Origin of the sequence: Nonomuraea sp. NPDC049028 (assembly GCF_043197735.1) — a bacterium.
Taxonomy (GTDB): Bacteria; Actinomycetota; Actinomycetes; order Streptosporangiales; family Streptosporangiaceae; genus Nonomuraea.
Genome location: NZ_JBICTR010000015.1, coordinates 86,011 through 112,422, shown reverse-complemented (window position 1 = coordinate 112,422; position 26,412 = coordinate 86,011). Strand labels below are relative to the sequence as shown.

General features: G+C 69.8%; 21 protein-coding genes and 1 pseudogene. 9 read left to right on the top strand and 13 right to left on the bottom strand.

The features are described 5' to 3' along the window. Positions 1–146: 146 nt before the first annotated feature. Positions 147–500 (bottom strand): hypothetical protein, encoded by a 354-nt coding sequence (locus tag ACGFJ2_RS48085; RefSeq protein ID WP_358194610.1) that lies wholly within the window; start codon positions 498–500, stop codon positions 147–149. 82 nt (positions 501–582) lie between these two features. Here ACGFJ2_RS48085 and ACGFJ2_RS48080 point away from each other — a divergent pair, with 82 nt between their 5' ends. After that, positions 583–1,188 carry an alpha/beta family hydrolase gene (locus ACGFJ2_RS48080; RefSeq protein ID WP_393480091.1) on the top strand — a complete coding sequence of 202 codons (606 nt, stop codon included), beginning with the start codon at positions 583–585 and terminating at the stop codon, positions 1,186–1,188. Between the two features lie 4 nt (positions 1,189–1,192). On the opposite strand, the gene ACGFJ2_RS48075 is transcribed toward ACGFJ2_RS48080, so the two are convergent. Together ACGFJ2_RS48075 and ACGFJ2_RS48070 are read right to left on the bottom strand one after the other, a co-directional pair. Beyond that, positions 1,193–1,390 (bottom strand): DUF5999 family protein, encoded by a 198-nt coding sequence (locus ACGFJ2_RS48075; protein ID WP_214634349.1) that lies wholly within the window; start codon positions 1,388–1,390, stop codon positions 1,193–1,195. A gap of 202 nt (positions 1,391–1,592) precedes the next feature. Then, on the bottom strand, positions 1,593–2,153 hold the full coding sequence (locus tag ACGFJ2_RS48070; protein ID WP_357645222.1) for a TetR family transcriptional regulator: 561 nt from the start codon (positions 2,151–2,153) through the stop codon (positions 1,593–1,595). A gap of 113 nt (positions 2,154–2,266) precedes the next feature. Between ACGFJ2_RS48070 and ACGFJ2_RS48065 the strand changes: the two genes are divergently transcribed. Beyond that, a complete protein-coding gene (locus ACGFJ2_RS48065; protein WP_357952983.1) occupies positions 2,267–2,665 on the top strand; it encodes a hypothetical protein in 399 nt (132 codons plus the stop codon). Positions 2,666–2,826: 161 nt separating this feature from the next. Here ACGFJ2_RS48065 and ACGFJ2_RS48060 read toward each other — a convergent pair whose 3' ends face one another. From ACGFJ2_RS48060 to ACGFJ2_RS48050, 3 genes are all read right to left on the bottom strand, one after another. Next, on the bottom strand, positions 2,827–4,152 hold the full coding sequence (locus tag ACGFJ2_RS48060; protein ID WP_357952981.1) for a sigma-70 family RNA polymerase sigma factor: 1,326 nt from the start codon (positions 4,150–4,152) through the stop codon (positions 2,827–2,829). A gap of 173 nt (positions 4,153–4,325) precedes the next feature. Continuing rightward, complete coding sequence (locus ACGFJ2_RS48055) at positions 4,326–4,673, bottom strand: hypothetical protein (RefSeq protein ID WP_357952980.1); 348 nt, start codon at positions 4,671–4,673, stop codon at positions 4,326–4,328. Positions 4,674–4,719: 46 nt separating this feature from the next. Continuing rightward, positions 4,720–5,856 (bottom strand): AMP-binding protein, encoded by a 1,137-nt coding sequence (locus ACGFJ2_RS48050; protein ID WP_358194579.1) that lies wholly within the window; start codon positions 5,854–5,856, stop codon positions 4,720–4,722. Between the two features lie 99 nt (positions 5,857–5,955). Between ACGFJ2_RS48050 and ACGFJ2_RS48045 the strand changes: the two genes are divergently transcribed. The 3 genes from ACGFJ2_RS48045 (at position 5,956) to ACGFJ2_RS48035 (ending at position 9,054) form a co-directional block, all read left to right on the top strand. Then, positions 5,956–6,849, top strand: coding sequence for an o-succinylbenzoate synthase (locus ACGFJ2_RS48045; protein WP_393480488.1), 894 nt, complete (start codon positions 5,956–5,958; stop codon positions 6,847–6,849). Next, a complete protein-coding gene (gene menD / locus ACGFJ2_RS48040) occupies positions 6,846–8,504 on the top strand; it encodes a 2-succinyl-5-enolpyruvyl-6-hydroxy-3-cyclohexene-1-carboxylic-acid synthase (RefSeq protein WP_358194566.1) in 1,659 nt (552 codons plus the stop codon). The genes ACGFJ2_RS48045 and menD overlap by 4 nt, the downstream gene beginning before the upstream one ends. A gap of 79 nt (positions 8,505–8,583) precedes the next feature. Further along, positions 8,584–9,054 (top strand): GAF domain-containing protein, encoded by a 471-nt coding sequence (locus ACGFJ2_RS48035; protein WP_393480084.1) that lies wholly within the window; start codon positions 8,584–8,586, stop codon positions 9,052–9,054. Here the strand turns inward: ACGFJ2_RS48035 and ACGFJ2_RS48030 are convergent. From ACGFJ2_RS48030 to ACGFJ2_RS48010, 5 genes and pseudogenes are all read right to left on the bottom strand, one after another. After that, complete coding sequence (locus tag ACGFJ2_RS48030) at positions 9,049–9,399, bottom strand: STAS domain-containing protein (protein WP_357952970.1); 351 nt, start codon at positions 9,397–9,399, stop codon at positions 9,049–9,051. The two genes, ACGFJ2_RS48035 and ACGFJ2_RS48030, sit on opposite strands and share 6 nt — an antisense overlap. A 633-nt stretch (positions 9,400–10,032) precedes the next feature. After that, positions 10,033–10,140, bottom strand: a complete 108-nt coding sequence (locus ACGFJ2_RS48025) for a hypothetical protein (RefSeq protein WP_393480486.1) — start codon at positions 10,138–10,140, stop codon at positions 10,033–10,035. A 292-nt stretch (positions 10,141–10,432) separates the two neighbouring features. Beyond that, positions 10,433–11,457, bottom strand: a pseudogene (locus ACGFJ2_RS48020) (beta-galactosidase); the annotation flags it as partial. A gap of 17 nt (positions 11,458–11,474) precedes the next feature. Next, positions 11,475–13,919: a glycoside hydrolase family 3 N-terminal domain-containing protein gene (locus ACGFJ2_RS48015; protein ID WP_393480081.1), complete on the bottom strand. Its 2,445-nt coding sequence runs from the start codon at positions 13,917–13,919 to the stop codon at positions 11,475–11,477. 34 nt (positions 13,920–13,953) lie between these two features. Beyond that, positions 13,954–16,566 (bottom strand): glycoside hydrolase family 78 protein, encoded by a 2,613-nt coding sequence (locus tag ACGFJ2_RS48010; RefSeq protein WP_393480078.1) that lies wholly within the window; start codon positions 16,564–16,566, stop codon positions 13,954–13,956. Positions 16,567–16,923: 357 nt separating this feature from the next. Here ACGFJ2_RS48010 and ACGFJ2_RS48005 point away from each other — a divergent pair, with 357 nt between their 5' ends. Further along, a complete protein-coding gene (locus tag ACGFJ2_RS48005) occupies positions 16,924–17,928 on the top strand; it encodes a LacI family DNA-binding transcriptional regulator (protein WP_357952962.1) in 1,005 nt (334 codons plus the stop codon). Between the two features lie 71 nt (positions 17,929–17,999). Here ACGFJ2_RS48005 and ACGFJ2_RS48000 read toward each other — a convergent pair whose 3' ends face one another. Continuing rightward, positions 18,000–19,619, bottom strand: a complete 1,620-nt coding sequence (locus ACGFJ2_RS48000) for a DUF4038 domain-containing protein (protein ID WP_393480074.1) — start codon at positions 19,617–19,619, stop codon at positions 18,000–18,002. A gap of 74 nt (positions 19,620–19,693) precedes the next feature. Next, entirely contained in the window at positions 19,694–21,493 is a 1,800-nt protein-coding gene (locus ACGFJ2_RS47995) for a substrate-binding domain-containing protein (protein ID WP_393480071.1), read from the bottom strand. Positions 21,494–21,855: 362 nt separating this feature from the next. Between ACGFJ2_RS47995 and ACGFJ2_RS47990 the strand changes: the two genes are divergently transcribed. The 3 genes from ACGFJ2_RS47990 to ACGFJ2_RS47980 all read left to right on the top strand — a co-directional run bounded on the left by ACGFJ2_RS47990 (position 21,856) and on the right by ACGFJ2_RS47980 (position 26,406). Continuing rightward, positions 21,856–23,604, top strand: coding sequence for a DUF5605 domain-containing protein (locus ACGFJ2_RS47990; protein ID WP_393480069.1), 1,749 nt, complete (start codon positions 21,856–21,858; stop codon positions 23,602–23,604). Between the two features lie 408 nt (positions 23,605–24,012). Beyond that, the gene (locus ACGFJ2_RS47985) at positions 24,013–25,722 is read left to right on the top strand and encodes an IlvD/Edd family dehydratase (protein WP_393480066.1); all 1,710 of its coding nucleotides are present in this window, start codon (positions 24,013–24,015) and stop codon (positions 25,720–25,722) included. Positions 25,723–25,731: 9 nt separating this feature from the next. Beyond that, the gene (locus ACGFJ2_RS47980) at positions 25,732–26,406 is read left to right on the top strand and encodes an SDR family NAD(P)-dependent oxidoreductase (RefSeq protein WP_357952954.1); all 675 of its coding nucleotides are present in this window, start codon (positions 25,732–25,734) and stop codon (positions 26,404–26,406) included. Positions 26,407–26,412: the final 6 nt, after the last annotated feature.

Sequence of the window (26,412 nt, the reverse complement as noted above, 5' to 3'; positions counted from 1 at the left end):
CGAGCTGTTCTCCTAGGACGGCACCCACGCGGTCGCAGATAATCACTCACTATCCGCGATAGGCATTACTCCCGGTTCGCGAGGCCGGATCCGAACGGGTCTCGTCCGCGTCAGGCGGTCAGGGACTGGACGGTTTCCGGGAACGGTCAGCCGCGGCGCATGATGGCGGCCGCTGCCGCGACGTTGATCAGGACGATGGCGAACCAGGCGATGGCCAAGCCGAGCCCGCCTCCACGGGACGCCGCGATGGCCGTCAGTGGGATGCCGATGCCCATCGACCCCAGCGCGATCGGGATCATGGCCGCCCCCGGGCTCTTGGACCTGGCCGGGACGGGACCGCTGCCGTGGGCCTGGAGCTCGGCGCGCACCCGGGCGGCGATCGTGGCGTCGAGCCGCTCCACGAACGACTCGACCAGGGCGGCTTCGTATTCGGGGCCGAGGTCGCGGCGGGCGTCGAGCGTCGCCTGCAGGTCCTCGCGGATGGGGCGCATGTCTGGCATGAGGCTCATCATCGCGGCTGCGCGGCGCGCCGTCATCAACCCTGAGGGCCATGGTGAACTCATCCCCAGGTACGGTTCTGACATGCGGATCATGACCCCGCGCGGCCCGGCGCAGGTCGACTTCGACGAGGTGGAGCGGCCCCGGCTGCTGCTGGTGCTGACGCACGGGTCGGCCGGGGGAGTGGACGCGCCCGATCTGCTGGCGGTGCGCGACGCGGCGCTGAACGTGGGGGCCGTGGTGGCCAGGGTGACGCAGCCGTTCCGGCTCGCCGGGGCGCGGGCGCCAGGCTCGGCCGTACGGCAGGACGAGGCGTGGGAGGTCGTCCTGGGAGAGCTGCGGGCGCGCTGGCCGGGGCTGCCGCTGGTGCAGGGCGGCCGGAGCAACGGGGCCAGGGTGGCCTGCCGTACGGCCGAGGTGGTCGGCGCGGTGGCGGTGGTGGCGCTGGCGTTCCCGCTGCACCCGCCGGGCAGGCCCGAGAAGTCGAGGGCCGGCGAGCTGCGCGAGGCGGGCGTGGACGTGCTGGTGGTCAATGGGGACCGGGATCCGTTCGGCGTGCCCGACGCTGCCGACGCGGCACGCCTGGTTGTGCTGCCGGGCGAGGGGCACGACCTGAAAAAGGACCCCGCCCGGGTGGGCGAGGTGGTCGCCGAGTGGATCGTCGGCTATGGGGTGCCGGTGAGCGGGTAGCGGCTCAGGCGGCGCCGACGAGCGGATCCGGGCGGTGCGGAGCGATGGCGGTGCCGCCAGGCAGGAGCTCCCCGGTGTCCTCGAAAAGGACGACGCCGTTGCAGAGAAGGCTCCACCCCTGCTCGGGGTGGCAGGCGAGGGTACGTGCGGCCTCGCGGTCGGGCGCCTCGGCTGCCGGACAGGCCGGGTCGTGCGGGCACATCGGCGTGCCTCCGATATCTCGTGAATGGCTCCCGCGGGTAGGAAAGGGGCGGGAACAGCGTGGGTGTTGTCTTTCTTTCAGTGTGCGGCGTATGTCACACGTTCGGACATAGTCCGTTAGGACTGTTACAGGAGGATGCGAAAGTGTGACCTTCGACACAGCGTGCCTTATACAGGATAACGGTCCAAGCTCGACACGCCCACTAGCTTTGCAAGCCCTTCAGCAAGGCGTCGAGACCACGCTCGAAGTCGACGTCGGCGCGTTCGTCGCGCCTGGTCCACTCGTCGACCTCGGGGTCGGCCCAGCCTGACTGCTGGACCTCGACCGCCACGCTGCCGAACACGAAGGCCCGCAGTGCTCGTACGGCCTCCGGCGCGTCGTTCAGGCCCGCGTCGGCGAGTTGCTCCGTCTGCTCCCTGATGGCCAGCGCGGTGCCGCCCTTGGGCGGTTTGGTCAGCGCGAGCGCCAGGACGCCGGGGTGCTCGCGCAGCAGCTCGCGACCGGCCCGGCACCACGCCCTGGCCGTGTCCTGCCAGGTGGGACCCTGCTCCACGTGGACGGCGGTGACATGCTCGGCCAGCGCGTCCATCAGCGCTTCCTTGCCACGGGGCAGATGATGGTAGATGGCCATGGCCTCCACCTGCAGGGCGTCGCCGAGCCTGCGCATCGTCAGGCGCCTGAGCCCTTGGGAGTCGGCGATGTGGAGGGCGGCATCGATGATGCGCTCGCGGGAGAGGGGAACCGGCGGTCTCTTGGCGGGCATGGAGATCATCTTACTATGTAAAGGGCGCGGCGCGGGTCCGATTATGGAGCGTGTCGCGGTCGGGCGTACCCTGGTCGCCTGATAGGAGCCGATTGGGATGAGGGGCAGAGTCGATGGCGTTTTTCCGGCCGCGGGTGAGCCGCGAGGCTGAGGTCCGCTACCACGCGGACGTGGAGATCTCCAAGAGCTACCCCGAGCTGCTCGACAAGGCCAGGCTGGCTGAGGGGACGCTGCGCGACCTGCGAGCCGCCGCCGCGGACGAGCTCGAGTTGCTGGCCGCCGGAGTGGCGTTCGACAAGGCGCTCAGCGAGGCGCTGCGGGCGGCCGAGAGCGGGCAGCGGGCCACGTTCGGGGTCAAGGCCTATGACGACCGCATCGCCCGCCGCAAGGCCAAGGCGACGCCCGCGGGGGCCACGTGGACCGCCGAGGTCGATCGGCTGCGTACGTTGCGCGAGGACAACCGGCTGTGGGGGATCCCGCGCGTGCCACGCCCGGTGCCCGCCGTCCGTTAGCCTTCCGACTCTTTCCCGGGTGGTTCGTCACGCGACCGTCTCGATCTCTGTGACGGTCCGTCGTGGCTGGGGTCCCTCAGGAGTCGGGGGAGAGGGCGAAGGCGGTCCGCTGGAGACATGACGAAGCCCCGGCACGAGGAGTGCCGGGGCTTCGTCGCGGATCAGCTGGCCCAGTCGAGCAAGGGGCGGGTATTGCTCGGGTGGCGCAGCTTCGAAAGCGATTCCTTCTCGAGCTGGCGGATGCGCTCCCGGGTCAGGCCCAGGTGCTTGCCGATCTCGTCGAGTGTGTGCGGTTTGCCGTCGACCAGGCCGAAGCGCAGGGCCATGATCTTCGCCTCGCGCGGCGTGAGGTTGCCGAGCACGCCGCGCAGCTGGTCGCCCAGCAGCTGGCGGTCGACGATCTCCGACGCCTCGGGGGAGTCGACGTCCTCGATGAGGTCGCCGATCGTGGTCTCGCCGTCCTCGCCGATCGTCGCGTTGAGCGAGATGGGCTGGCGGCTGGTGCGCAGCAGCTCTTCGATCTGGTCAGGGGTCTTGTCGAGCTCGATCCCCAGCTCCTCGGGCGTGGGCTCGCGGCCCAGCCTCTGGTGCATGTCGCGCTCGATGCGCGACAGCTTGGAGAGCATCTCCAGCACGTGTACGGGCAGGCGGATCGTCCGGGCCGAGTCGGCGAAGCCGCGCTGTATGGCCTGCCTGATCCACCACATGGCGTACGTGGAGAACTTGAAGCCCTTGGTGTAGTCGAACTTCTCCACGGCCCTGATCAGGCCCAGGTTGCCCTCCTGGACCACGTCGAGCAGGGACATGCCGCGGTCGGTGTACTTCTTGGCGACCGAGACGACCAGCCGGAGGTTGGCCTCCAGCATGTGGTCCTTGGCCGCCCTGCCGTCCTCGATGACCAGTTCGAGGTCGTCACGGGCGGCGGGGGACAGGTCCGGGTCGGTCTCCAGCTTGTACTCGGCGTACAGGCCGGCCTCGATCCGCCTGGCCAGCTCGACCTCCTGTGCGGCGGTGAGCAGCGTACGGCGGCCGATCGACTTGAGGTAGGTGTGGACCGAGTCGCCCATGACCGACTGGTTGTCGTCGAGGTCGATCGTTTCGGACTCCAGCTCGGCGTCGTCCGGGGCCGTGGCGTCCGGGCCCAGCGCGAGCTCGTCGGGGGCGTCCTCATCCTGTGCGGCGGATTCCGTCTTTGGCTCCGCGGCCTTCGAGCGGGTAGAGTTCGCTCGCTTGGTCGTGGTCTTCGTCGTGGTTTTGCGGGTGGCCTTGCGCGAGGGCGCCCGCCCGAGGGACGGCTCGTCCTCGGCGGCGAGACTGACACCCGCCTCGGTGAGCTCGCGCAGGATCGACCGGCCGTCCGAGGGGCTGATGCCGGCTTCGGCGAACGCGTCACGCAGCTCCGCCAAGGAGAGGTGACCCTGAGCTCGCCCTCGGTCAATCAGCTGGTCGAGGGTCGTGGGTGGGGTCGCCACGGCGGTTCGGGGCATGAGGACACCTCCTCCATACGGAGTCGAATTCGATCAGACCAAGATTGTGGTGGGGCGGCTGCGGCCGCTCGGCGCACCAGTATCAATAACGCCGTTCAGCGTTATTTGTTCCCGGAGGGACAAAAAAGGGGGCGGACCGCCCTAAAGGTGACCCACCCCACACGCGAGGAGCGTCACTCCCCGGTGGTGAACTCGCCTGGCTTCACCTCGGGCATCGGCATGGGCTGGGCGTCCTCCATGCGCTTGTCCGTCCAATACTCGATGACCTTCTGCGGGTCAGGGTTGAGCTCCTTGGACACGACGCTGCCATCACTCGGCGCGGGCGAGACGGTCAGCTCCGAAAGCTGATCGTTCTGGACGGACGGCGGCTGGGCGGACGGTTCCTTCTCCACCACTGCTCTGGTCTCCCTGCCGACCCTCTCGAGCCTGCCCGCCGAGGCGGCCGCCGCGACTGAGACTCCGCCGACGAGGATCACACCGACGACCGCCGCGGATGCCCACATCTTGCGGGTCTGGTTCATGAAGGCTCCCTCCTTGCTCTCCTCCATAAGACGCACCCGCAACTCATCAGGTTCCTGTCCTAAGGCTAACGAGATCCGTTTTACCATTCGCTAGCAGCGGCAAACGGGACATCAGTCGCAGTTGGCGCGGCGCGGCGTAGGCGGGGAGCCGGTCGGCGGAGTAGGCGCGGAGCTGGTCCAGCGTGGGCGGGCCCGCGGGGTCGGCGGGCACCACGACGGCCACCACGATCTCGCCCCATTCGGGGTCCGGCCGGCCGATCACGGCCACGTCGGCCACCTCGGGGTGGCCGCCGAGCACCTCGGCCACCGAGGCGGCCACCACCTTCTCGCCGCCGGTGTTGATGACGTCGTCGGCCCTGCCCAGCACGCGCAGCCTGCCTCCGGTCAGCTCGCCCAGGTCGGAGGTGACGTACCAGTCGCCGTCGAAGGGGGCGGGCTCGCCGAAGCGGTAGCCGGAGAAGAGCACCGGCCCGGCGACGCGGATGCGCCCGTCGTCGCCGATTTTGAGATCTACATTGTAAAGGGGCTGGCCGTCGTACACGCAACCGCCGCTCGTCTCGCTCATCCCGTACGTCGTGAACACCCGAGCACCGAGCGCCCGAGCCTCGGCGACCAGGCCGGCCCGCGGGGCGGCGCCGCCGAGCACGATGGAGCGGAACACCGACAGGTCGGCGTTCAGCTCGACCAGCCGGTGGAGCTGGGTCGGCACCATCGACACGTGGTCGGCGCCCGAGGTGAGCACCTCGTGGGGGTCGAAGCGCGGGTGGATGATCGGCTCGCTCTCGCAGAGCAGGGCGCGGACCAGCACCTGCAGGCCCGACACGTGGGAGGGCGGCAGGCAGCACAGCCAGCGCTCGCCCTTGACCGCCTCCAGGCGGCGCAGTGAGGAGGCCGCCGAGGTGCGCAACGCGCTGGCCGACAGCATCACGCCCTTGGGCGCTCCCGTGCTGCCGCTGGTGGCGATGACCACCGCCACGTCGTCGGGCACGCCCTCGCCGTCGTCCTGGCGGACGCCGTTGACGTGCGTCGGACGGAGCGCGCCGGCGGCGCTTCCGGCGGGCAGGGGGAGGATCGCCGGGCCGTCGCCGGACAGGGCGGCACGGATCGCCGCGAAGAGCTCGGGTCCTGGAGGTCCGACCACGGCGTGCAACGGCCGGTCCGGATGCGACGGCTTCCTCAACATGCTCGTAAGGTTAATGGCGACAGGTCGGTCAGCGGTGCAGGGAGGGTCGTGACGCGTTCTCCCGTGCAATTCCGGGCTCCCGTCGTCTTCCGGGTCGCGATGCGCACCCGTTTCCGTGGTCAGACCGTCAGAGAAGGCGTTCTGCTGCACGGTCCGGCCGGTTGGGGCGAGTTCTCGCCGTTCCCCGAGTACGGTCCGCGCGAGTGCGCCCGCTGGCTGGCGTGCGCCCGCGAAGCCGCCTTCGAGGGCTGGCCGGAGCCGGTGCGCGACAGTGTGGCGGTCAACGCGACCGTGCCCGCCGTGGCCGCCGAGCAGGCCTTCGAGCTCGTACGCGGGTCGGGCTGCGCCACGGCGAAGGTCAAGGTGGCCGAGCGGGGTCAGACGTTCGCCGAGGACCTGGCCCGGGTGGAGGCGGTGCGTGACGCGCTCGGCCCGGCGGGCAGGCTGCGCGTCGACGCCAACGGCGCCTGGGAGGCCGGCGAGGCCGTACGCCACCTGAAGGAGCTCGACCGCTTCGACCTGGAATACGCCGAGCAGCCGTGTGCCACGCTCGAGGAGCTGGCGGCGGTGCGGCGGGCGGTCGACGTGCCGATCGCGGCCGATGAGTCGATCCGGCGCGCCGAGGACCCGCTGCGGGTCAGGGCCGCGGAGGCGGCCGACATCGCGGTGGTGAAGGCGCAGCCGCTCGGCGGGGTGCGTAACGCGTTGCGGGTGGTGGAGGCGTGCGGGCTGCCGGCGGTGGTGTCGAGCGCGGTGGAGACCTCGGTGGGGCTGGCGGCGGGGCTCGCGCTGGCCGCGGCGCTGCCGGAGCTGCCGTACGCGTGCGGGCTGGGCACGATGCCGCTGCTCACGGGTGATGTGGTGGACGATTCGCTGGTGCCCGTGGACGGGCGGCTGGCCGTGCGACGTCCTGCGGTGAATTTTCAGCTTTTGTCGGCATTTGAGATTGAATCTCCGTCGTGGCTTCGCCGGATGCAGGAGGCGTCACTGTGAACCCCGCTACCGCGCTGGCCACGGTCCTGGTCGACGAGCTGGTGCGCTGCGGCCTCACCGACGTCGTGATCGCGCCCGGCTCGCGCTCGGCCCCGCTGGCGCTGGCGTTGCACGCCGAGTCGCGGGTGCGGCTGCATGTGCGCATCGACGAGCGGTCGGCCTCCTTCCTGGCGCTCGGGCTGGCCAGGCGTGCCGAGCGGCCGGTCGCGCTGATCTGCTCGTCCGGCACGGCCGCCGCCAACTTCCATCCGGCCGTCGTCGAGGCGAGCGAGTCGGGCGTTCCGCTGCTGGTGCTCACCGCTGATCGCCCGCCCGAGCTGCGTGGCACCGGCGCGAATCAGACGATCGACCAGATCAAGCTGTACGGCTCGGCGGTGCGCTGGTTCGCCGAGGTCGGCGTGCCCGAGGACCGGCCGGGGCAGGTGGCCTACTGGCGGTCGCTGGCCTGCCGGGCCTACCAGCGCGCCGCCGGGCCCGCCGCTCCGGGGCCGGTGCACCTGAACCTGGCCTTCAGGGAGCCGCTGATCCCCGACGGCGACACCTCGTGGTGTGAGTCGCTCGACGGCGACGCCAACGGCCCCTGGGTGCGCGCCCGCGTCGCGCCGCCGCCCATCGCCCTGCACATCCCGCCGACCAGGCGCGGCGTGCTCGTGGTCGGCGACGGCGCCGCGAACGTCCGCCGCTACGTCGCCGCGGCCGGCATGGCGGGCTGGCCGGTGGTGTCGGAGCCGAACGGCGGCGGACGCTACGGCGACCACGCCGTGTCCACCTACCACTATCTGCTCGGCACGCCCGAGTTCGCCGACGCGCACCGCCCCGACGTGGTGGTCACGCTCGGCCGTCCCGGGCTGTCGCGGCCGCTGCTGTCGTGGCTGCGGCGCGCCGGGGAGCACATCGTGGTCGCCACCGACCTCGATCGCTGGCCCGATCCGACCCGGTCGGCGACGCAGGTGGCGCAGGCGGTGGAGATCCCGGTCGCCTCGGGTGACGACACGTGGCTGCACGCCTGGCGGCAGGCCGATCAGGCGGCCAGATCGGCCATCGACGAGGTGCTCGACGCCTCGGGCACCAGCGAGCCCCGGCTGGCCCGCGACCTGGTCGACGCGATGCCGAACGGGGCGCTGCTGTTCTGCGGCTCCTCGATGCCGATCCGCGACCTGGACCAGGCGATGCGCCCCCGGCGGGGGCTGCGGCTGCTGGCCAACCGGGGCGCGTCGGGTATCGACGGGCTGGTGTCGTCGGCGATGGGGGCGGCGCTGGCGCACAACGGGCCGTCGTACGCGCTCATGGGCGATCTGTCGTTCCTGCACGACCAGAACGGCCTCATCCTGGGTCCCCGGGAGCCGCGGCCGGACCTGTGCCTCGTGGTGGTGAACAACGACGGTGGCGGCATCTTCTCGTTGTTGCCGCAGGCTGCGGTGAGGGATCCGTTCGAGCGGGTCTTCGGTACGCCGCACGGTGTCGATCTCGGTTACGTGGCCGCTTCGACGGGCACCCCGTACCAGCTGGTGGAGGATCTGTCCGACCTGCCCAAGGCGCTGCGGGGAGAGGGGCCGCGCCTGGTGGAGGTGCGTACGGACCGGGAGGCGAACGCCGTGGTGCACGCCCGGCTGCGCGAGGCCGCTCATGCCGCGGTCCGGGACTGTATGACCTGATCCGTCAGGTGGGTGATTCCCGGTGATTTGGCCGGTCTTCGCGTCTCCTGCGGCTGTGGGATCCGAGTCTCCTACGGCGGTGGACACCGAGCTGGCTCATGTGAGCGCCGTGGCGGCGGCGCCAACGGTATCGGGGCGGGGGGTCGCGGAGGCGTTCGTCGCTCTGGCCGACATGCTGGTCACCGGTTCCGACGCGGCCGACTTCATGGGTCTGCTCGCCGAACGTTGCGTGGAGCTGCTGGGTGTGGACGCCGCCGGGCTGCTGGTGACCGATCAGCCTGGGGAGCTGCGGCTGATGGCCGCCTCCGGCGAGCGGGCCCGGTCACTGGAGCTGTTCCAGCTGCGGTACGCGCAGGGGCCCTGCCTCGACTGCGTCGGCGGCGGCGAGGTCGTGCACTGCCCGGACACGGACGGCGCCGAGGCGCGCCGGAGGTGGCCGCGCTTCGCCCAGCAGGCCCGCGACCATGGGTTCGCCGCGGTGAGCGCGCTGCCCATGCGGGTGCGCGAGGAGGTGATCGGCGCGCTCCCTGGGGCGCCGTTAGTCCTATAGGGGTTTGTACGGCGGCGGGTCTGTGGGGAACTGGCGGTTGAGCCCGGTGATCAGGAGTAGCCGGTCGATCTGCGGTGGGACCCCGGACAGCAGCAACGGTATGGCGTTGCGCCGCGCGTGGTCCTGAATGCTCACCAGAGCGCCCAAGCCGGCCGCGTCGATGAACGACAGCCCGCTCAGCTCCATGACGACCTCGTCGATCTTCCGGTGTCCGTTGGAGGTCTCCCTCAGGATGTCGAGCAGGTGGTCACGCAGCACCGATGTGGTGGCGATGTCCAGCTCCCCGGAGACGTGCACGATAACTTTCGCCCCCTGACGGTTCGTCGTCAGGTGCAGTGGCTCCATGCGCTCGGCTCCCCTGTTGTGTTCCCACACTGGAACATCTGCCGACTGTGGGAGCCTTCTGGGGTATGCCCGGCCGCCAACTTCGACACCTGAAGTGGCGCGGGGTCCGGACGCCACGAGGAATCGCAAATGCGATTTGCACCAGATGTGTGGATTATCACTTTGTGTAACTATGTGCTTCCAGAACGAAGTGTACAAGTCCTTTGGCGCTCGTAGGGTCAAGAGCTGTGATACCAGCCAGAAATGATGACCACAGTTCACCAACTGCTCCGACGGGCGCCTCTGGAGCTTGCTGTAGGCCTGGGGGAATTCCACGCGAGGGAGCCTTCCGGCACCCGCCGCGCAGGCGGTTGGAGGCCCAGTCGGCGCCGGTCAGGCGGGGTTCATGGGCGCGGCGCCACGCATGGCCTCCTGCGTGGCTTTGATCAGCCCGTCCGAACTCGGCTTCGCCTCGATGGTCAAACCGCGAGGATGACGCGGTTCCGGCGAAACAAAACCGATCGGTTTACGAGGGTGTTTCCAGGTCATACCCGACCCCGCTCAGTTCGCTGAGAGCGTCCGTCGCCCGGTCGAGGAGCCCGGACAGCGGGGTCGTCCCGTCGCAAGGACCTCACGCGGTGCGTACCCTCACGATCATGTTTCCAGCAGGACGCGCACGTCCCAGGGGCCGAGCCGTACCTGTGCGCCGGGCTCGTGCCCGATGTCGTCGAGCACATCGCGCACTGCGACCGGGATGGTCACCGTCGTCTCCTGCCAGGTCCAGTTGTGCAGGAAACGGACCCGGCGGCCGTCCGTGGCGGTGGCGCCGGTGCAGGTGACGCCGGTCGGCAGCGGCCCCCAGGGTCCGGCATCCGGCAGCAGCCAGCGGAACAGGCTCTCGCCCAGGGCAGGGTTCGGGATGGTGCCGACGTAGGTGGGAGTACAGCATCGCGACGTCCGCGTCCGGCGTCAGATTCGCCACCAGGTCGCCGGCCCGCTCCAGCTCGACGCCGATGCGGGCGATCTCCCGATAGGTGCGGCCGGGCCGCCCGCTGTGGGGCAGCACGCCGCCCCAGTAGGTTTCACTGCCGAACACCAGCGTCCGCCAATGCCAGTACTCGACCATGGACGCGCCACGGGCGACGAGCGCCCATGCGGCCTGGCGCCACTGCCCGTCGTATCCGGGCTGGTTGACCCAGGACGGGCCGATGGCTTGGGCGTTGGTCTCGGTGACGAGGAACGGCTCCTGGCGGGAGGAGTACATCCTGTCGGCCGCTCGGTAGAACGCCCACGTGTCCTGGCTCGCCCAGTTCTGGCCGCCGCCCCGCTGTGCCGGCAGGGCGAGAGCGTCCTGCATCCCGTAGTACGGGTTGCCGGTGGCGACGTCGAGCCGCCGGGTCAGGTCGTCGTCGGCGACGGCGGGCCGATCGTAGGCGACGCAGGTGGTGACGAACTGACCGGGGCGGCTGTACTCCCCGACGATCTCGGCCTGCCAGGCGATGAACTCGGTGACCTGGTCGACCTGGAAACGCCGCCAGGCCTGCTCGTACTGCGGTTGGGTGTTGCCGTCCGGCGTCCACAGATCGGCCCAGTCCGACAGCCGGTGCGACCAGTAGACCAGGCCCCACTCCTCGTTCAGCCTCCGCACGTCGCCGTACTGTTCGCGCAGCCGGTTCACGAAGCGCTGGAAGACGCCGTGGTTGTGCAGCAGGTGCAGGCCCGGCTCGTTGTCGACCTGGTAACCGATGACGGCTGGGTGATCGGCATAGCGCTCGACGACCTTGCGGATGACGCGCTCGGCGTGGAAGCGAACGCCGCGTGGGTGAAGTCCATTTCCTGGCGCGCACCCCAGCTCATACGCTGCCCGGTCGCCGCCTCGCCGGCGATCTCCGGGTAGAGGCGGGCCAGCCATGGCGGCGCGGCGTAGGTGGGCGTGCCGAGGATGACGCCGATGCCGCGCTCGTGCGCGCCGTCCAGCGTCGGTTGCAGCCAGTCCAGGTTGAAGTGGCCGTCGTCCGGCTCCCAGGTGGACCAGACGGATTCGCCGACCCGGATGACGGAGAAGCGCGCCTCGGCCATCAGGTCAAGGTCGGTCTTCAGCAGTTCGGCGGGGTGGTATTCGGGGTAGTAGGCGGCGCCGAACAGTACTCGCGACATGCGGATTCCTTTGCGGTCGTGGTCTCGGACAGGAAGGCGCGCTCGCTGCTGGTGAGCACGCGGGGCTTGCCGATCAGCTCGAACGATCCGGTCAGCGCGCGGTCGTCGGAGTCGAAGCCGAGGAAGACCTCGACGGTGGCGGGTTCGACGGCGAAGTCGTGGGCCAGGTTGGTGCAGCCGAGCTGGGCGGCCGAGACGTGGAAGGTGAGGCGGCAGGACTGGCCGGGGGCGAGTTCGACGCGGTGGAATCCGGCGAGCTGCTGCGCCGGGCGCGTGACGCCCGAGGTGTTGATCCGCAGGTAGAGCTGGACGACCGTGGCTCCGGCGAGCGCTCCGGCGAGCGCTCCGGTGTTGGTGACGGTGGCGCTGATGTCTGCCGTGCCGGTCGTGTCCACCTCGGGATCGCATGCCAGGTCGGTGAGTGTGAAGTCGGTGTAGCTCAGACCGTGGCCGAAGGCGTACAGCGGCGTGGCCTCCATGTCCAGGTAGTGCCGGGGGATGTGGGCCGGGAGCGGGCTGCGGTAGCCGGTGCCTGCCTTCTGGTGGTGATGGACCGGGATCTGGCCGCTGTGGCGGGGGACGCTGTAGGGCAGCTTGCCACTGGGATTGACGGCGCCGAAGAGCACCTCGGCCACCGCCTTGGCCCCGTACGGCCCGCCGAAGGTGCTCACCACGATCGCGGCGGCGTCGCGTACCACCTCGGGCAGCGCGTAGGCCCGCCCCTGGACGAGCACCACCACGAGTGGCTTGCCGGTGGCGGCCACCGCCTCGGCGAGCCGGGCCTGAGCGGCAGGCAGCGAGATGTCGGCGGAGTCGCTGTCCTCTCCCTCGGTGCGTTCACCGGTGAACCACAGACTCGCGCCGCCCAGGGCGAGCACCACGACATCGGCTCCGCGGGCGGCTTCCACGGCCCGCTCCACCGCCTCCTGCCCCAGTGGCCGGGTCATCGTGCAGCCCGGCTCGGTCAGCACGTCGCCGGCGAATGCGGCGATCTCCTCGGCGAGCGGACGGGCTCCATAACGGTCGCGGGCCAGGGCCGCCACGTTCACCGGTGAGAACAGCCTGTCGAACCATGATGATTTGATCTCCTCGGCGCCCGCCATGGTGCCGTGTTCGCCGAGCTCCAGGCCGTTGACCGCCTCCCGCCACGCCGGATAGGTGTAGGCGGCGAACTGCCGGATCACGGCGTCGGCGTGCGGGCCGATGACCGCTACGGTCGGCCCCTCCTGAGGCAGGGGCAGGATGCCGTCGTTCTTGGCGAGCACCACCGACCGGCGGGCGAGCCGCTGCGACAGCGTCTCGCCCTCGCGCGCCACGGCGGTGATGTCGATGTGCTCCTGCGGATACGGGTTCTCGAACAACCCGAGCTCGAACTTGGCCCGCAGCACCCGCCGTACGCAGGCGTCGACGTCGCGCACGTCGAGCCGCCCCTCTTCCACCTCCGCGACGAGCGCGGACCCGTAGGCGAACGGTGTCGGGAACTCGACGTCCAGCCCGGCGGTGATCGCCAGCCGGCCCGCCTCGCCGGGGGTCGACGCGGCCCGTTGCCGGGTGACCACTTGTTCGAGGGTCGCGTAGTCGGCCGACACGAAACCGTCGAAGCCGAGTGTCCCGCGCAGCAGGCCGGTGAGCGTCTCCCGGGAGATGCCCGCCGGGACGCCGTCGATGTCGGCGTAGCCGTTCATCACCGACTTCAGGCCGGCGATCTGGATCGCCGCCTCGAAGGGGTAGGCAAACAGGTCCCGGGTCTGCCGGGAACCCGCCTCGAACGCCGACTGGTTGCGCCCGCCCGCCGTGACGGCATAGCCGAGGAAGTGCTTGCCCGTGGCGACCACGCCTTCGGCGAGGTCGGCGCCCTGCAGACCGCGGGTGAAGGCGACGCTGAACGCGGCCGCCAGGTACGGATCCTCGCCGTAGGTCTCGTGCACCCGGCCCCACCGGGGATCGAGCGCGACGTCCATCACCGGTGACAGCGCATGCGGCAGCCCTGTGCGGCGCATCTGGCGGCGGATGAGGTCCGTCATCTCCTCCACCAGCTCAGGGCTCCAGGTGGCGGCGAGCCCGATGGCGGTCGGGAAGATCATGTGACCGCCCGCGAGGAACCCGTTCAGCGCCTCGGCATGGAGCAGCGCCGGAATGCCGAGCCTGGTCCCCGTCACGAACCGATGCTGGATCGTTCCCACCAGGCGGGCCAGTTGAGCGGGGTCGTCGACGATCAGCTGGGCGACATGACCCGGCGGATTCACCAGCAGCTCCTCGGCGCCCTCCGCGGCTGAGCCGTCCGCGCGGACCAGGGACCACGGCATGACCGAGGTGAGCTGGCCGCACTTCTCCTCCAGGGTCATCTCCCTCAGCAACAACTCGGCTCGGTCATCGGCCGGCAAGCCGGTATCCCAATAGTTCGTCACTGTCGGTTCCTCAGTCGATGATGCCGATGAAGGTGTGGGTGCCCGGACCGGCGCTCTCGTGACGGCCGCTGGGCAGGACGACGGTGGCCTCGGTTCCGGCGGGCACGGCCAGGCGTAGGTGAAGAGCGCCGTCGTCGATCCGCCACCCGGCCTCGATCCGCCCGTACGGCGACTCGTGGACCGCCTCGGCCCAGGTCAGGCCGCCGCCGGGGCGAGGTCGTACCAGGAAGCGCCGGTAGCCCGGTTCGAGCAGCTCAAGTCCGGCCACGTAGCTGTGCAGGAACGAGACGACCGCGCCCTTGGAGTAGTGGTTCAGCGACGCGGTGGCCTCCCCGTCCGAGGAGATGCCGTCCCAGTGCTCCCAGACGGTGGTCGCACCCCGGTCGATCATCAGGAGCCAGGACGGCTCGGTGTCCTGCGTCAGCAGTTCGTAGGCGAGATCGAGGTGACCGGTGTCGGCCAGCACCGGCAGCAGGTACGGTGTCGCCAGGAACCCGGTGCCCAGGTGTGTGCCCGCCTCGCGTACGAGCTCGGCCAGCCGTGCCGCCACAGGGGGCCGCAGGGCATCGTCGACGAGATCGAAGGCCAGGGCGCGCACGTGATCGGCCTGCGTCAGCGGCCCGCCGGCGTACTCGGCCTGCCACGCGGCGCGGACCTTCTCGCTCAGATCGCGATACCGCTCCGCCTCCTGCCTCCGGCCGAGCACCTCGGCGATCCGCGCCGCCAGCCCAGAGCTGTACGCGTAGAAGGCGGTGGCCAGGGCTCCGTGGTCGAGCCGGGCAAGGTCGGCGATGTCGAGGTGTTCGCCGGGCGCGCACCATTCGCCCCAGTGTGCGCCCGTATCCCATAGATATTCCTCATGGGGCGCGGGAACGGCCGTTCGCGAGGGGTGCCGCCGGGTGCGGGCGAGGTGTTCGGTACGGTTCAGCCACGCCACGACGCTCGGCCACGCTTCGGCCAGGATCCGGGCGTCGCCGTAGGCCCGATACAGCTCCCACGGCACGATCACGGCGGCGTCGCCCCACCCGGCCGATCCGTGGAGGTGGGCGGCCACGCTGCCCTGCGCGTCATGCGGAGAGCAGGGAACGATGTTGGTGACGGTCCCGTCGGGCCACTGGTCGGCGGCCAGGTCGCGCAGCCATTTGGTGGAGAATCCGGCCACGTCGAACAGGAACGCGGCGGTGGGCACGAACAGCTGCCAGTCCCCGGTCCAGCCGGCGCGCTCGCGCTGCGGGCAGTCGGTCGGGATGTCGCACGCGTTGCCGCGCAGGCTCCACACCACCGCCTCGTGCAGCCGGTTGATCCGCTCGTCGCTGCAGGAGAACCAGCCCGTGCGCCGCAGATCGGTGTGCACCACGACGCCGGTGACATCCTGCGGCGTCAGGTCCTCAGGGTGGCCTTCGATCCGGACGTACTGGAATCCGTGGGTCGTGCGGCGTGGCTCGAAGACGTCACCGGGGACACCGGCCGAGATCACCTCGTCGATCTGCCCGGCCGGCAACGGCTCCGCGACGCCGGGCACCCACGGGCGCAGGTGGTCGGTCGTCACGTCGCCCGAGGCGTCGAGTGACTCGCCGTGGACCAGGCGGATCGTCGTCCCCATCGGGCCGAGCTCGGCCAGCCGGACCCAGCCGTTGATGTTCTGCCCCAGGTCGACGACCTGCCGGTGCTCATCCAGCCGTCGTACCGACACCGGCGTCAGCTCCTGCACCCGCCGCACGGGCGGCGCGGGGGAGCCGACCAGCTCATCGAGGCCGCGCGGGACGGTCGTGACCGGTAGCCATGCCGAGTCGTCGAATCCCGCCCGTGACCAGCCGCGCGGCAGACGGCGCAGATCCCACCGCTCCCCGGCGGTCAGGTCGGCGGCCACCACGTGGCCGTGCGCGCCGCGCCACCCCGGCCCGGTGCCGAGCACCGTCACCGTGCCGTCGGTATGGGTCAGGTGCAGTTGCGTCAGCAGGGCCGGCCGCTCACCCCATTGATCGGCCACGCGGAAGTAGCCGATGAGGCCGCGGTACCAGCCATCGGCCAGGATGACGCCGAGCGCGTTGCGGCCCGGCTGGACAGCGGCCGTGATGTCGTAGGTCTGCACCTGCAGCCGGGTGCGGTACTGGGTGAAACCCGGCGCGAGTTCGGCGTCCCCGATCCGTTCGCCGTTGAGAAAGCCCTCGTAGATGCCGTGCGCCGTGCCGTACAAGCGGGCCGAGACGATGGGTGCGGCCACCTCGAACTCCCACCGCAGCAAGGTCGCGGGCCGCTCGCCGGGCGGGCCGCCGGGGCTCTCACCGGGGATGATCCATTCGGCCTGCCAGTCGGCGGCGGCGAGCAGCCCCATCTCAAAGGCGGCCGGCGCCGACCACTCACTCTCGCCGGTGTCGGTCCATACCTTGACCTGCCATTCCACCTGTTCGGCCGAGCGCAACGGCGGTCCGGCGTAGGGCACCAGGACGCTTTGGGCAGAGGAGATCCGGCCGCTGTCCCAGCCGTTGCTCGTCCGGATCCGATAGGCGCTCTGTTCGGCGGCGCCCGCGGGCGGCCGCCATGACAGCCGAGGTTGGGTGACGCGGATGCCGAGCGTCTCGTCGAGGTGCTCGACACGAAGGGTTGTCGCAGGGGGCCTCATGTCACTTCCTGGTGCGATGAGTGAGGATCATGTCGCGGTACGCGCGCCTTCAGGGTTCACCGGAAGGTGCCGGGGCGGATGGGCGCGACGCCGTGGCGCTCGGAAGGGGAATCCGGATCATGTGCAACGTTCGACACGGCAGCGTATAGAGGCGATTTAAGCCCCGTCAAGGACCTTCTGGGTCGTTTAGGCAACGGTCTACACAGATCCGATACTCTTGCCCGTGTGGACAACGGCGCGGCCGACACTGCTCAGGGGAACGACAAGGCCGATCCGGGCCCTGGTTCAGGTGCCGGACAGACGGCGCGGCGCCGGGCACGAGGTGGTTCCGCGCCGCCGTCCTCCGACCCGCATCGCGTGACGATTCATGACGTCGCGCGTGAGGCGGACGTCTCGATGTCGGCCGTCTCGAAGGTGGTGCGCGACGCCTACGGCGTCAGCCCCGAGATGCGGGAGAAGGTCACCGCGGCGATCGAGAAGCTGGGGTACCGACCCCACGCGGGCGCGCGGGGCATGCGGGGGCGCTCGTACACGATCGGGGTCATGCTCACCGAGCTCACCTCTCCGTTCCAGCCGGAGATCGTCCAAGGGATCACCGGCGAGCTCGAGACCAGCCCGTTCCAGGAGATCCTCATCGCCGGCGGCACCACGCCCGAGCGCCATCAGCGCAGCATCGAGGCTCTCGTCGATCGGCAGGTCGACGGGCTCATCCTGATCCAGCCGTGGACGAGTCAGGCCTGGCTGGAGCAGCTCGCGTCGAGACTGCCCACCGTGGTGATCGCGCGCCACGGCCACACCTCCGTCTACGACACGGTCGTGGACGACGACCATGCGGGCGCGCGTCTCATGGTCGATCACCTCGTGGCTCTCGGTCACCGGAGCATCGCGCACATCAGCGCACCGTCGCAGGACCTGCCGGAACCCTTCATCCTTTCCCACACGGCGCGCTGCCAGGGCTACGTCAAGGCCATGCGCCGGCACGGGCTCGAACCGTACGTCATCGAGAGCACATACTCGGAAGAGGGCGGCTATCGGGCAGCCGCCGAAGCGCTCGCCGGCCCCACTCCGCCGACCGCCATCTTCGCCGGCGCGGACATCGCCGCGCTCGGCGTGCTACGCGCGGCGGAGGAGCGCGGTATCCGAGTGCCGGAGGACCTCACGGTGACGGGCTACGACAACATCTACGTCACGACGATCGGCCGCATCTCTCTCACCACCATCGATCAGTCGGGCAACCTCACCGGCGCGAGCAGCGCGAGACTTCTTCTGGAACGACTCGACGGCCGCACACAACCCGTCAACTACGTCGTGGCGCCGCGCCTGATGGCCCGCCACACGAGCGCGCCGCCGCCCCGGTCGTAACGGCCGGGCCGAGACGTCTGAAGCTGCTTCCTGCCCCGCTGCCTCATGGCCTGGCGTGCAACGTTGCACGCTCATTCCTGTGAGGACCGATCGTCCTCGGAGCGAGCGACGAGGAGCCAGTCCCGGCCGTCCGGCTTCGCCGGGACGGCCAGCGTCCCGCCTACGGGCTCTGCCCGTTCCTCTTCGACGCGCCAGTGCCCCTCGCGTGGGTCGAACCAGTCCAACCTGTACGGCACCGCCCGCAGACCAACGAAATCGGCGCGGCCTTCCATGCGGTAGGTCTCCCCGAAGTGGGCCACAACGGTGGTCATGTCCTCGTCGGCGGACACAGAGGGTGCGTACATGTGGTTGTTATGGATGTACGTCGCACGGAAGCAGCAAGGGTCCGGACGCAGGCGTGACCAGCCGACCTCCTCATAGAAGCGGCGGAGGTGGCCGAGCTGCTCGGCGCCCGGGAGATCGACTCCCTCACGCCAAGGCATGTCGCCCCACATGCTCGCCCGCTCACCCGGCTCCCAGGCCGCGTTCCAGCAGCCCTGCGCGCCATAGGTGTAACCGCAGCATCCCGACTGCATGGCCCGGTAGGCGACCTGGCGGACCATGGTGTCCGTGACGGGGCGCCGCCCGGCGCGCTCGACCGTGAGCAGTCCTTCGTACAGGCTCTCGCCCTCCACCAGAGGCCGGCCGGGATGCGTGGCCAGGTGGGCGCGGTAGTGGTCCGTGGACAGGTCGAAGTCCCCGTGCGCGTGCTGGTTGAGCGTCAGGTCGAGCCAGTCCTCGTCCTGGTAGTAGGGGACGATCGGCCGCTCCGCCGTGGCGTGGGCGGTGATCGGGTGACAGTAGCCGTCGGCCGCGCGGATCGTCAGAGCCACCTCCCGCCACGCGTCGATCCGGTCTTGACGCAGCTCGGGCTCGTAGCCGGCGACCTCGCCGCCGAGCGTCCACACCACGGGGTAGGAGCCGTAACGCGCCACCACGTAGCGGGCGAACCGCTGGACTCCTTCGAGGTGACGGTCGATGACGGAGTACCACCCGAGCCCGAGGGCGTTGACGAGTCCTCGCTCGGCGATGTAGGCGAGCCGCGGGTCCACAGCCGTCTTGAAGTAGTCGACGTCGATGTCCTCGAACTCCCGGCCCTCCAGCCAATACGACGCCGTGCCTGCCCAGTCTGAGTCTGCTTTGTCGGTCACCATCAGGTTCGTCTGATAAACCGTGAAACCCTGCCTCACCCGCAGGTCGACCGTGTCCCGGAACTGCGAGCTCCAACCAGGCTTGTTGGCCTCGTCCCACCGCTCGCACATCAGCTGCCAGTGAGTGTCTCCGAGCCAGAAGAAGGGCGTGCCATCAGCGTGTGCGAGGAAGCGTCCATCCGGTCCCCTGCGCAGGAAGCCGTGGCGGTAGATCGGCCGGTCCGTCTCCTCGAGCCGGCATTCCAGCTCCCCCGTTCTGTGGTGCAGCCCGTGGTCCGAGGTGTCGCCGCACGTCGTGCGGTAGCTCCAGCGGCCCGGGGCCGTCGGGGCGAAGCGTACCCGCCAGGTCCGTCCACCGTCCCAGAAGGCGGGCCGCCGCACCTGGACGTCGCCCGGCCCGGTGAAGACCACCTGTACGTCGAGGTCGCGATAGGGGTTGACGTGCTCGCGGGCCGCCTCGAAGGCGAGCTCGTTCGTCCACCAGGGGGTGGCTGTCGGCATGTGGGCTCCTCAGTGATTGAGCGGTCAGAGCAGAGCTGGGCCTGGTCGCGCCGGTCGGCGTTCCCGCGGTGCCGTCAGGTGCGGTCCCGCTCTGGCGGCGGGGCGCTCGTGCCGCGTACGACGAGCCGCGGGCTGATCACGTGGTGCACCGGCTCGACTCGGCCGGCGAGCCGTTCGAGGAGGAGCCGCGCGCTGTCCGCGCCAGTGGTCTGCGCGGACTGGTCGATCGTCGTGAGGGAGATTCGCCCGATCGTGGACATGTAGATGTTGTCGTACCCGACGACCGTGAGGTCCTCCGGCACACGGAGCCCCCGCTCCTCCGCGGCCCGCAGGACGCCGAGAGCGGCGATGTCGGCACCTGCGAAGATCGCGGTGGGGGGAGTGGGACGAGCGAGCGCCTCGACCGCCGCTTCGTAGCCGCCCTGCTCGGTGTGGGAGGTGACGATGACGTCGGGCTCCAGGTCAAGCCGCCGCATCGCTTGCGTGTACCCGTCGGAGCGCAGCGTGTTGGACACCACGAACGGTCGCTCCAGGCCCCATGAGGACTGGCCGATGTGCACGATCCGTTCGTGTCCGAGGTCGACGAGGTGCTCGACCATGAGCCGGGTGCCTTCGTCCTCGTCGTCGACGACCGTGTCGTAGCTCGTCGAACCGCCGTGCCGGGCGACGACCACCGTCGGCACCCTCTTTCCGAGGTCCTCGAGCCACTCGGGGTCCATGAACGGTGAGATGAGGACGAGTCCATCGACCTGGCGGTCCAGCAGCGCCTCGATGCTTCGCCGCTGCAATCCGGGGTCGCTGCCGGCGTTGACGATGATCGGCTGAAAGGGGGTCGTCCCAAACTTGCCCGTCAACCCCTCGACGAGTTCGGGCTGGAAGGGCGAGGAGATCGCCGTCAGCGTGACACCGACGGTGTACGACCTGCCGCGCATGCCACGCGCTCCGGCGTTCGGCCGATAGCCGAGCTCTTCGATGGCGGAACTCACACGGGCGCGCATCTGCGGGCTCACGCCGTAGGCGTCGCGGAGCACCTTGCTCACCGCGGAGGGGGACACGCCCGCCTTGCGGGCGACGTCCTGAATCGTCGCGCGGCGCACGGCCTGGTCGTCGGTGGGCCCGCGTCCCCACGACTCGGGACGTTGGCTACGTGAGGTCTCCGCGGACACACCGCCGCCGGCGCTCGCCACGTCGTGCGGCGAGACGCTGCTGCGGTCGTGTACCGGGTCCTGCCTGCTCGAATACGCCGGCCCATCCTGGGCCTGCGTGGCAGCGGGCTCGGCGAAGAGCGCGCGGACGAACTCTTCGATCGGACCCTTGATGTCGAACTCCGGGTCCAGAAGCCATTGGACCATCAGCCCGTCCTGCACCGCGAGCCAGAGGGCCGCCGCCCGTTCCGGATCGACCCCCTCTCGGAGGGTCCCCACCTCCGCGCACTCCAGGAAGTCGTTGCGCAGGCGCTCGCGGACACGCCGGTAGCGGTTGCTGAAGTAGTCGTGTGAAGGGTGGTCGGGCCGAGAAGCGGCCACTGCTGATTCGGTACGGAGTAGCGCGAACTCGGGCGAACGCCGCCACTCGTCGGCTGCCCTGTGCAGGAGCGCGACGAGCGCGTCGGGGCCACTCGTCCGGTCATCGGGTTCGGGCGACCCTCGTCGCTCTGTCTCAGTGTCCTGCCGCTCGATGAGGGCACGCAGCAACTCGTCCTTGCCCTTGAAGTAGTGGCGCAAGCCGGTGTGGGTGATCCCGGCCCGCTGGGCGATCTCCCGGAGGGAGGAGGCGGCGAAACCGCGTTCGGCGAAGCTGTCGAAGGCCGCGCGGAGGATGACGGCTCGCGTCGCCGAGGCGCGGGCGCTCATCGTGGGCATGCTCTCGGTCATGACTCTAACTTTCCACCTGGAAGGCAAATCGCCGATCGGGTACGAGTCGCCCTCCCCATTATGTGGGTGGACGGTGCGGCGAAACCTGCTGCTAACTCCGCGCGTTGCTGAATTGTGACCACTGGTCCGCAGGGGTCCCTTGACTCGTTTCAACGAGGTTCCTAGCCTCGGTGTCGATCGATGCACACGCTGAACGGCGGACCTCCCGGCAGGCAGCGCGACGGCCGCTTGAGCGTCATCTTCGCTGCATCGAGGCGATCAGCTGGGGTCACCGCTCACTTCGACGCGTCCCATCGATGTCGCGCGGGCCCGCTGACCACAGAGCGTGCCCGCCCACACGCCATTGTTCACAGGAGTTGGTAATGCCCTACGGTCCTTCATCCATCCTCGGCGACGTGCTGCGCGACGAGCGGGCCGCGGACGTGGTCCGCAAACACCTGCCCGGCCTCCAGCGCGACATGAGCGTGCAGTGCATGCATGGCACGCTGGAGCAGGTCACCGGCATCGTGGCCGGGATACGGACCAATCCCGCGGCCAAGGAGGCCTTCTACGCCGAACTGGCCACGGTCGCGGAAACGGCTCACCAGCCGCCGCCCCCTGCCGAGGCGCCGGCCGTTCCATCCTTGGATTACGAGTCCGCGGATGTGCCCATCGGCAGCGCCCGGCTTCTGCGGCAGGAGGGCGCCACCCAATGGCGGACGTTCGAGCTGGAACTGCACGGCCCGGCACACGGCAACCCGTTCACCGAGGTCACCCTGCGGGCCGAATTCCGCCTCGGCGAGCGCAGCCTCGCGGCACATGGTTTCTACGACGGCGACGGGGTCTACCGCATCCGGTTCCTGCCCGACGAGGAAGGCGACTGGACGTTCCAGACGTTCAGCAACGCCCGTTCCCTGGACGCGATCGCGGGGGAGTTCCGCTGCGGGCCGGCTGACAGCGGCGATCACGGTCCGGTCCACGCGCACCGGACCCACCACTTCCGCCACGCCGACGGCACCCGCTACCTCCCCGTGGGCACCACCGCCTACGCCTGGACCCATCAGGGCGACGAACTGGAGGAACAGACCCTCCAGACCCTCAGGAGCAGCCCGTTCAACAAGATCCGCATGTGCGTCTTCCCCAAGTCGTTCGTCCACAGCACCAATGAGCCGCCGCGCTACCCCTTCGAGGGCTCGCTCGATGACGGCTGGGACTTCCAGCGTCCCAATCCCGGCTACTTCCGCCATCTCGAGCGGCGCATCGCGCAGCTCGGCGCGCTCGGCATCCAGGCAGACCTCATCCTCTTCCACCCCTACGACCGCTGGGGGTTCTCCGACATGGGCGCCGCGGCCGACGACCGCTATCTGCGCTATGTGGTGTCCCGCCTGGCGGCCTATCCGAACGTGTGGTGGTCGCTGGCCAACGAGTACGACCTCATGTGGGCCAAAGACGTCACCGACTGGCACCGCTTCGCCGCCGTGATCGGCGAGCACGATCCGCACGGCCATCTGCTCAGCGTGCACAACTGGGTAGAGCTCTGGGACAACGACGCGTCCTGGGTCACCCACGCCAGCATTCAACGGGCGCCGGACGACACCGCCGAATGGCGCACCCGCTGGCGCAAGCCCGTGGTGGTCGACGAGTGCGGCTATGAGGGCGACATCGAATGGGGCTGGGGCAACCTCATGCCGCAGGAGATGGTGCGCCGTTGCTGGGAAGGCGTGGTACGCGGCGGCTACGTCACGCACGGCGAGTGCTTCCTGGCCGACGACGACGTTCTGTGGTGGGCCAAGGGCGGGGCTCTCAAGGGTGAGAGCACGCCCCGCATCCGGTTCCTGCGGGCCGTCCTCGACGAGTTGCCGTCCGACGTCGCCGGCATCGATCCCTTGCCGGCCGACTTCGACGTCCCGGTCGGTGGTGTCGAAGGCCGCTATTACCTCGCCTACCTCGGCCACATGCAGCCCCGCCGGCGGACCTTCTCACTGCGCCCGGGGCCCCGCTACCGGGCCGACATCCTCGACACCTGGAACATGACCATCACCGAACTACCCGGCAGCTACGAAGGAGAATTCGCGCTGCCGCTGCCCGGCCGCCCCTTCCACGCGATCCGCCTGCGGGCGATCGAGGACTGACTCGATGAGCCGGCTTCCCAACCCGTTGATTCCCGGGTTCAATCCCGATCCCAGCTGCGTCGTCGTCGGCGGGAGCCGGGACGCAGGTCACGGCGCGGGCAAGGCGTCGTCCGCTTCGCGCACTTCCGCTACCAGGGGGAAGGCCATTCATGAGGTGCCGTGCGGCGTGTCCGGGCCACGCCTCGCGGTGGCGAAGGCCATCCGCGGATCTCGCCCCCCGCACGTAGCGGCTGTGGCCGTTCTGGGCGGCGAAACCCGGGTTTCCGAACGTTAGACCCACGTTCCAGAAATCGAAACTTTTCCTCAACTGCCTCTTCCCTGGGCGGTGAAGTCTGAGCTAGTCTCGCCGCACGTTCCACAAAATCGATTTAAGTTCCAATAAATGGAATTTCTGGATGTGATAGCCCCATGCGCCGCAGTTCTCGGTGGTACGCCGGCACCGACCGCAACGCCTACATTCACCGGGCGTGGATGCGGCGAGGGCTGCCGTCTCGCGCCTTCGACGGCCGGCCGCAGATCGCGATCGCCAACACCGCCTCCGATCTCGTCCCGTGCAACATGCACCTGGATGAGGTCGCCGAGCATGTCAAAAGGGGCGTCTGGGAAGCGGGCGGTGTCCCGCTGAATCTTCCGGTGGTCTCGCTCGGCGAGACGCAAGTACGGCCGACCGCCATGTTGTGGCGCAACATGGCGGCGATGGCGACGGAGGAGATGCTGCGGGCCAACCCGATCGACGGTGTGGTGCTGCTCGGTGGCTGCGACAAGACCATCCCCGCCCTGCTCATGGCCGCCGCCTCGGTGGACCTGCCCGCGGTCGTCGTCCCCGGCGGCCCGATGCTCACCGGTCACTTCCGTGGCCGGCCGCTCGGCTGCGGCACTGACGTGTGGAGGCTGAGCGAGGAGGTGCGCGGCGGGAGGCTGAGCGAGGCCGAGTTTCTGCGCTCGGAGTCGTCCATGATCCGCAGCAAGGGCCACTGCAACACGATGGGCACCGCTTCCACCATGAGCCTGCTGGCCGAGGCGCTCGGCATGACCCTGCCCGGCCTGGCCGGCACCCCCGCCCCGGACAGCCGTCTGCTGGCGGGCGCCCACGAAAGCGGCGGCCTCGTCGTGGAGATGGTCGCCGCCGGACGCCGTCCCAGCGCCGTGCTCACGCGTGCATCGTTCTCCAACGCCATCGTCGCTCTGGCCGCGATCGGCGGCTCCACCAACGCCGTGGTGCACCTGCTGGCCATCGCCGGCCGACTCGGCGTCGAGCTGACGCTCGATGACTTCGATCGCACCGGCTCCGGCGTACCGCTGCTGGTCGACCTGCAGCCAGCGGGCCGGCGCCTCATGGACGACCTGTACCGCGCCGGCGGCCTGCACGCGGTGCTGAACCAGGTCCGCGACCTGCTCGACCCCGAGGCGATCACGGTCACCGGCCGCCCCCTCGTCGATCACCTCGACGACGCCACCATCCACGACGGCGACGTCATCCGTACCCGCGACCAGCCCGTGCTGCAGGACGCCGGCATCGCCGTGCTGTACGGCAACCTCGCCCCTGACGGCGCCGTCATCAAACCGGCCGCCGCCTCCTCCCACCTGCTCAAGCACCGCGGGGCCGCCCTCGTCTTCGACTCCGTCGAGGACCTGTACGCCCGCCTCGACGACCCCGGCCTGGACGTCACCCCGGATTCGGTGCTGATCCTGCGCGGCTGCGGCCCCAAGGGCTACCCCGGCATGCCCGAGGTCGCCAACCTCCCCCTGCCTCCCAAGCTGCTCGCCCAGGGCGTCCGTGACATGGTCCGCATCTGCGACGGCCGGATGAGCGGCACCGCGTACGGCACCGTCGTGCTGCACGTCGCTCCGGAGGCCGCCGCCGGCGGCCCCCTGGCCAGGGTCCGCACCGGCGACATGATCATCCTCGACGTCCCGGGGCGGCGGCTCGACATCGACATCCCCGACGAGAAACTGGCCGCGCGCGAACCCGCTCCGGCCGCCGTGAACGCCTTCGCCCGACCGTCCCGCGGCTGGCAGCGCCTTTACCTCGAAACGGTCCAGCAGGCCAATACCGGTGCCGACCTGGACTTCCTCGTCGGCTCCAGCGGCGATCACGTGCCGCGTGAATCTCACTGAAAGGACAGCATGCGCACAGCGCTCATCACCGGCGGCGCCGGCGGCCTGGGCAAGGCCGCCGCCGCCCGTCTGGCGGCCGAAGGCGTCAAGGTCATCACCCTCGACATCGCCGACGACGCCGACATAGTGTGCAACGTTGCCCACGCCGATGCCGTGCAGGCCGTCGCCGAAAAGGTGGGCCCGATCGACATCCTCGTCAACTCGGCCGGAGTCGTCGGACCCACCGCGCCGCTGTGGGAGATCCCTCTCGACGGCTGGCGAAGCACCTTCGAGGTCAACGTGCACGGCACCTTCCACACCTGCCGGACCTTCGTGCCCGGCATGCGTGAGCGCGGCTGGGGCCGCATCGTGAACATCGCCAGCATGGCCGGCAAGGACGGCAACCCCAACATGGCGCCCTACTCCGCCACCAAGGCCGCCGTCATCGCGCTCACCAAATCGCTCGGCAAGGAACTCGCCACTAGTGGCGTGCTCACCAACGTCATCGCCCCGGCCGTCATCGAGACCCCGATGAACGCCGACACCGGCCCCGAGGCGCTGGCGCACATCACCAGCCTCATCCCCATGCGCCGGATCGGCCGGCCCGAGGAGGTCGCCGAGCTCATCGCCTGGCTGACCTCCGACAAGGTCAGCTTCTCCACCGGAGCCGTCTACGACATCAGCGGCGGCCGCGCCACCTACTGACCGACC

What these genes read in the sequence shown, in the direction of transcription:
- ACGFJ2_RS48055 (WP_357952980.1), bottom strand. Translation starts at nt 4,673, where the DNA reads ATGAACCAGACCCGCAAGATGTGGGCATCCGCGGCGGTCGTCGGTGTG.
- ACGFJ2_RS48000 (WP_393480074.1), bottom strand. Translation starts at nt 19,619, where the DNA reads ATGCCGACAGCCACCCCCTGGTGGACGAACGAGCTCGCCTTCGAGGCG.
- ACGFJ2_RS48045 (WP_393480488.1), top strand. Translation starts at nt 5,956, where the DNA reads ATGCGCACCCGTTTCCGTGGTCAGACCGTCAGAGAAGGCGTTCTGCTG.
- ACGFJ2_RS48065 (WP_357952983.1), top strand. Translation starts at nt 2,267, where the DNA reads ATGGCGTTTTTCCGGCCGCGGGTGAGCCGCGAGGCTGAGGTCCGCTAC.
- ACGFJ2_RS48010 (WP_393480078.1), bottom strand. Translation starts at nt 16,566, where the DNA reads ATGAGGCCCCCTGCGACAACCCTTCGTGTCGAGCACCTCGACGAGACG.
- ACGFJ2_RS48075 (WP_214634349.1), bottom strand. Translation starts at nt 1,390, where the DNA reads ATGTGCCCGCACGACCCGGCCTGTCCGGCAGCCGAGGCGCCCGACCGC.
- ACGFJ2_RS48050 (WP_358194579.1), bottom strand. Translation starts at nt 5,856, where the DNA reads ATGTTGAGGAAGCCGTCGCATCCGGACCGGCCGTTGCACGCCGTGGTC.
- ACGFJ2_RS48030 (WP_357952970.1), bottom strand. Translation starts at nt 9,399, where the DNA reads ATGGAGCCACTGCACCTGACGACGAACCGTCAGGGGGCGAAAGTTATC.
- ACGFJ2_RS48080 (WP_393480091.1), top strand. Translation starts at nt 583, where the DNA reads ATGCGGATCATGACCCCGCGCGGCCCGGCGCAGGTCGACTTCGACGAG.
- ACGFJ2_RS47990 (WP_393480069.1), top strand. Translation starts at nt 21,856, where the DNA reads ATGCCCTACGGTCCTTCATCCATCCTCGGCGACGTGCTGCGCGACGAG.
- ACGFJ2_RS48085 (WP_358194610.1), bottom strand. Translation starts at nt 500, where the DNA reads ATGCCAGACATGCGCCCCATCCGCGAGGACCTGCAGGCGACGCTCGAC.
- ACGFJ2_RS47980 (WP_357952954.1), top strand. Translation starts at nt 25,732, where the DNA reads ATGCGCACAGCGCTCATCACCGGCGGCGCCGGCGGCCTGGGCAAGGCC.
- ACGFJ2_RS48060 (WP_357952981.1), bottom strand. Translation starts at nt 4,152, where the DNA reads ATGCCCCGAACCGCCGTGGCGACCCCACCCACGACCCTCGACCAGCTG.
- ACGFJ2_RS47985 (WP_393480066.1), top strand. Translation starts at nt 24,013, where the DNA reads ATGCGCCGCAGTTCTCGGTGGTACGCCGGCACCGACCGCAACGCCTAC.
- ACGFJ2_RS48070 (WP_357645222.1), bottom strand. Translation starts at nt 2,153, where the DNA reads ATGCCCGCCAAGAGACCGCCGGTTCCCCTCTCCCGCGAGCGCATCATC.
- ACGFJ2_RS47995 (WP_393480071.1), bottom strand. Translation starts at nt 21,493, where the DNA reads ATGACCGAGAGCATGCCCACGATGAGCGCCCGCGCCTCGGCGACGCGA.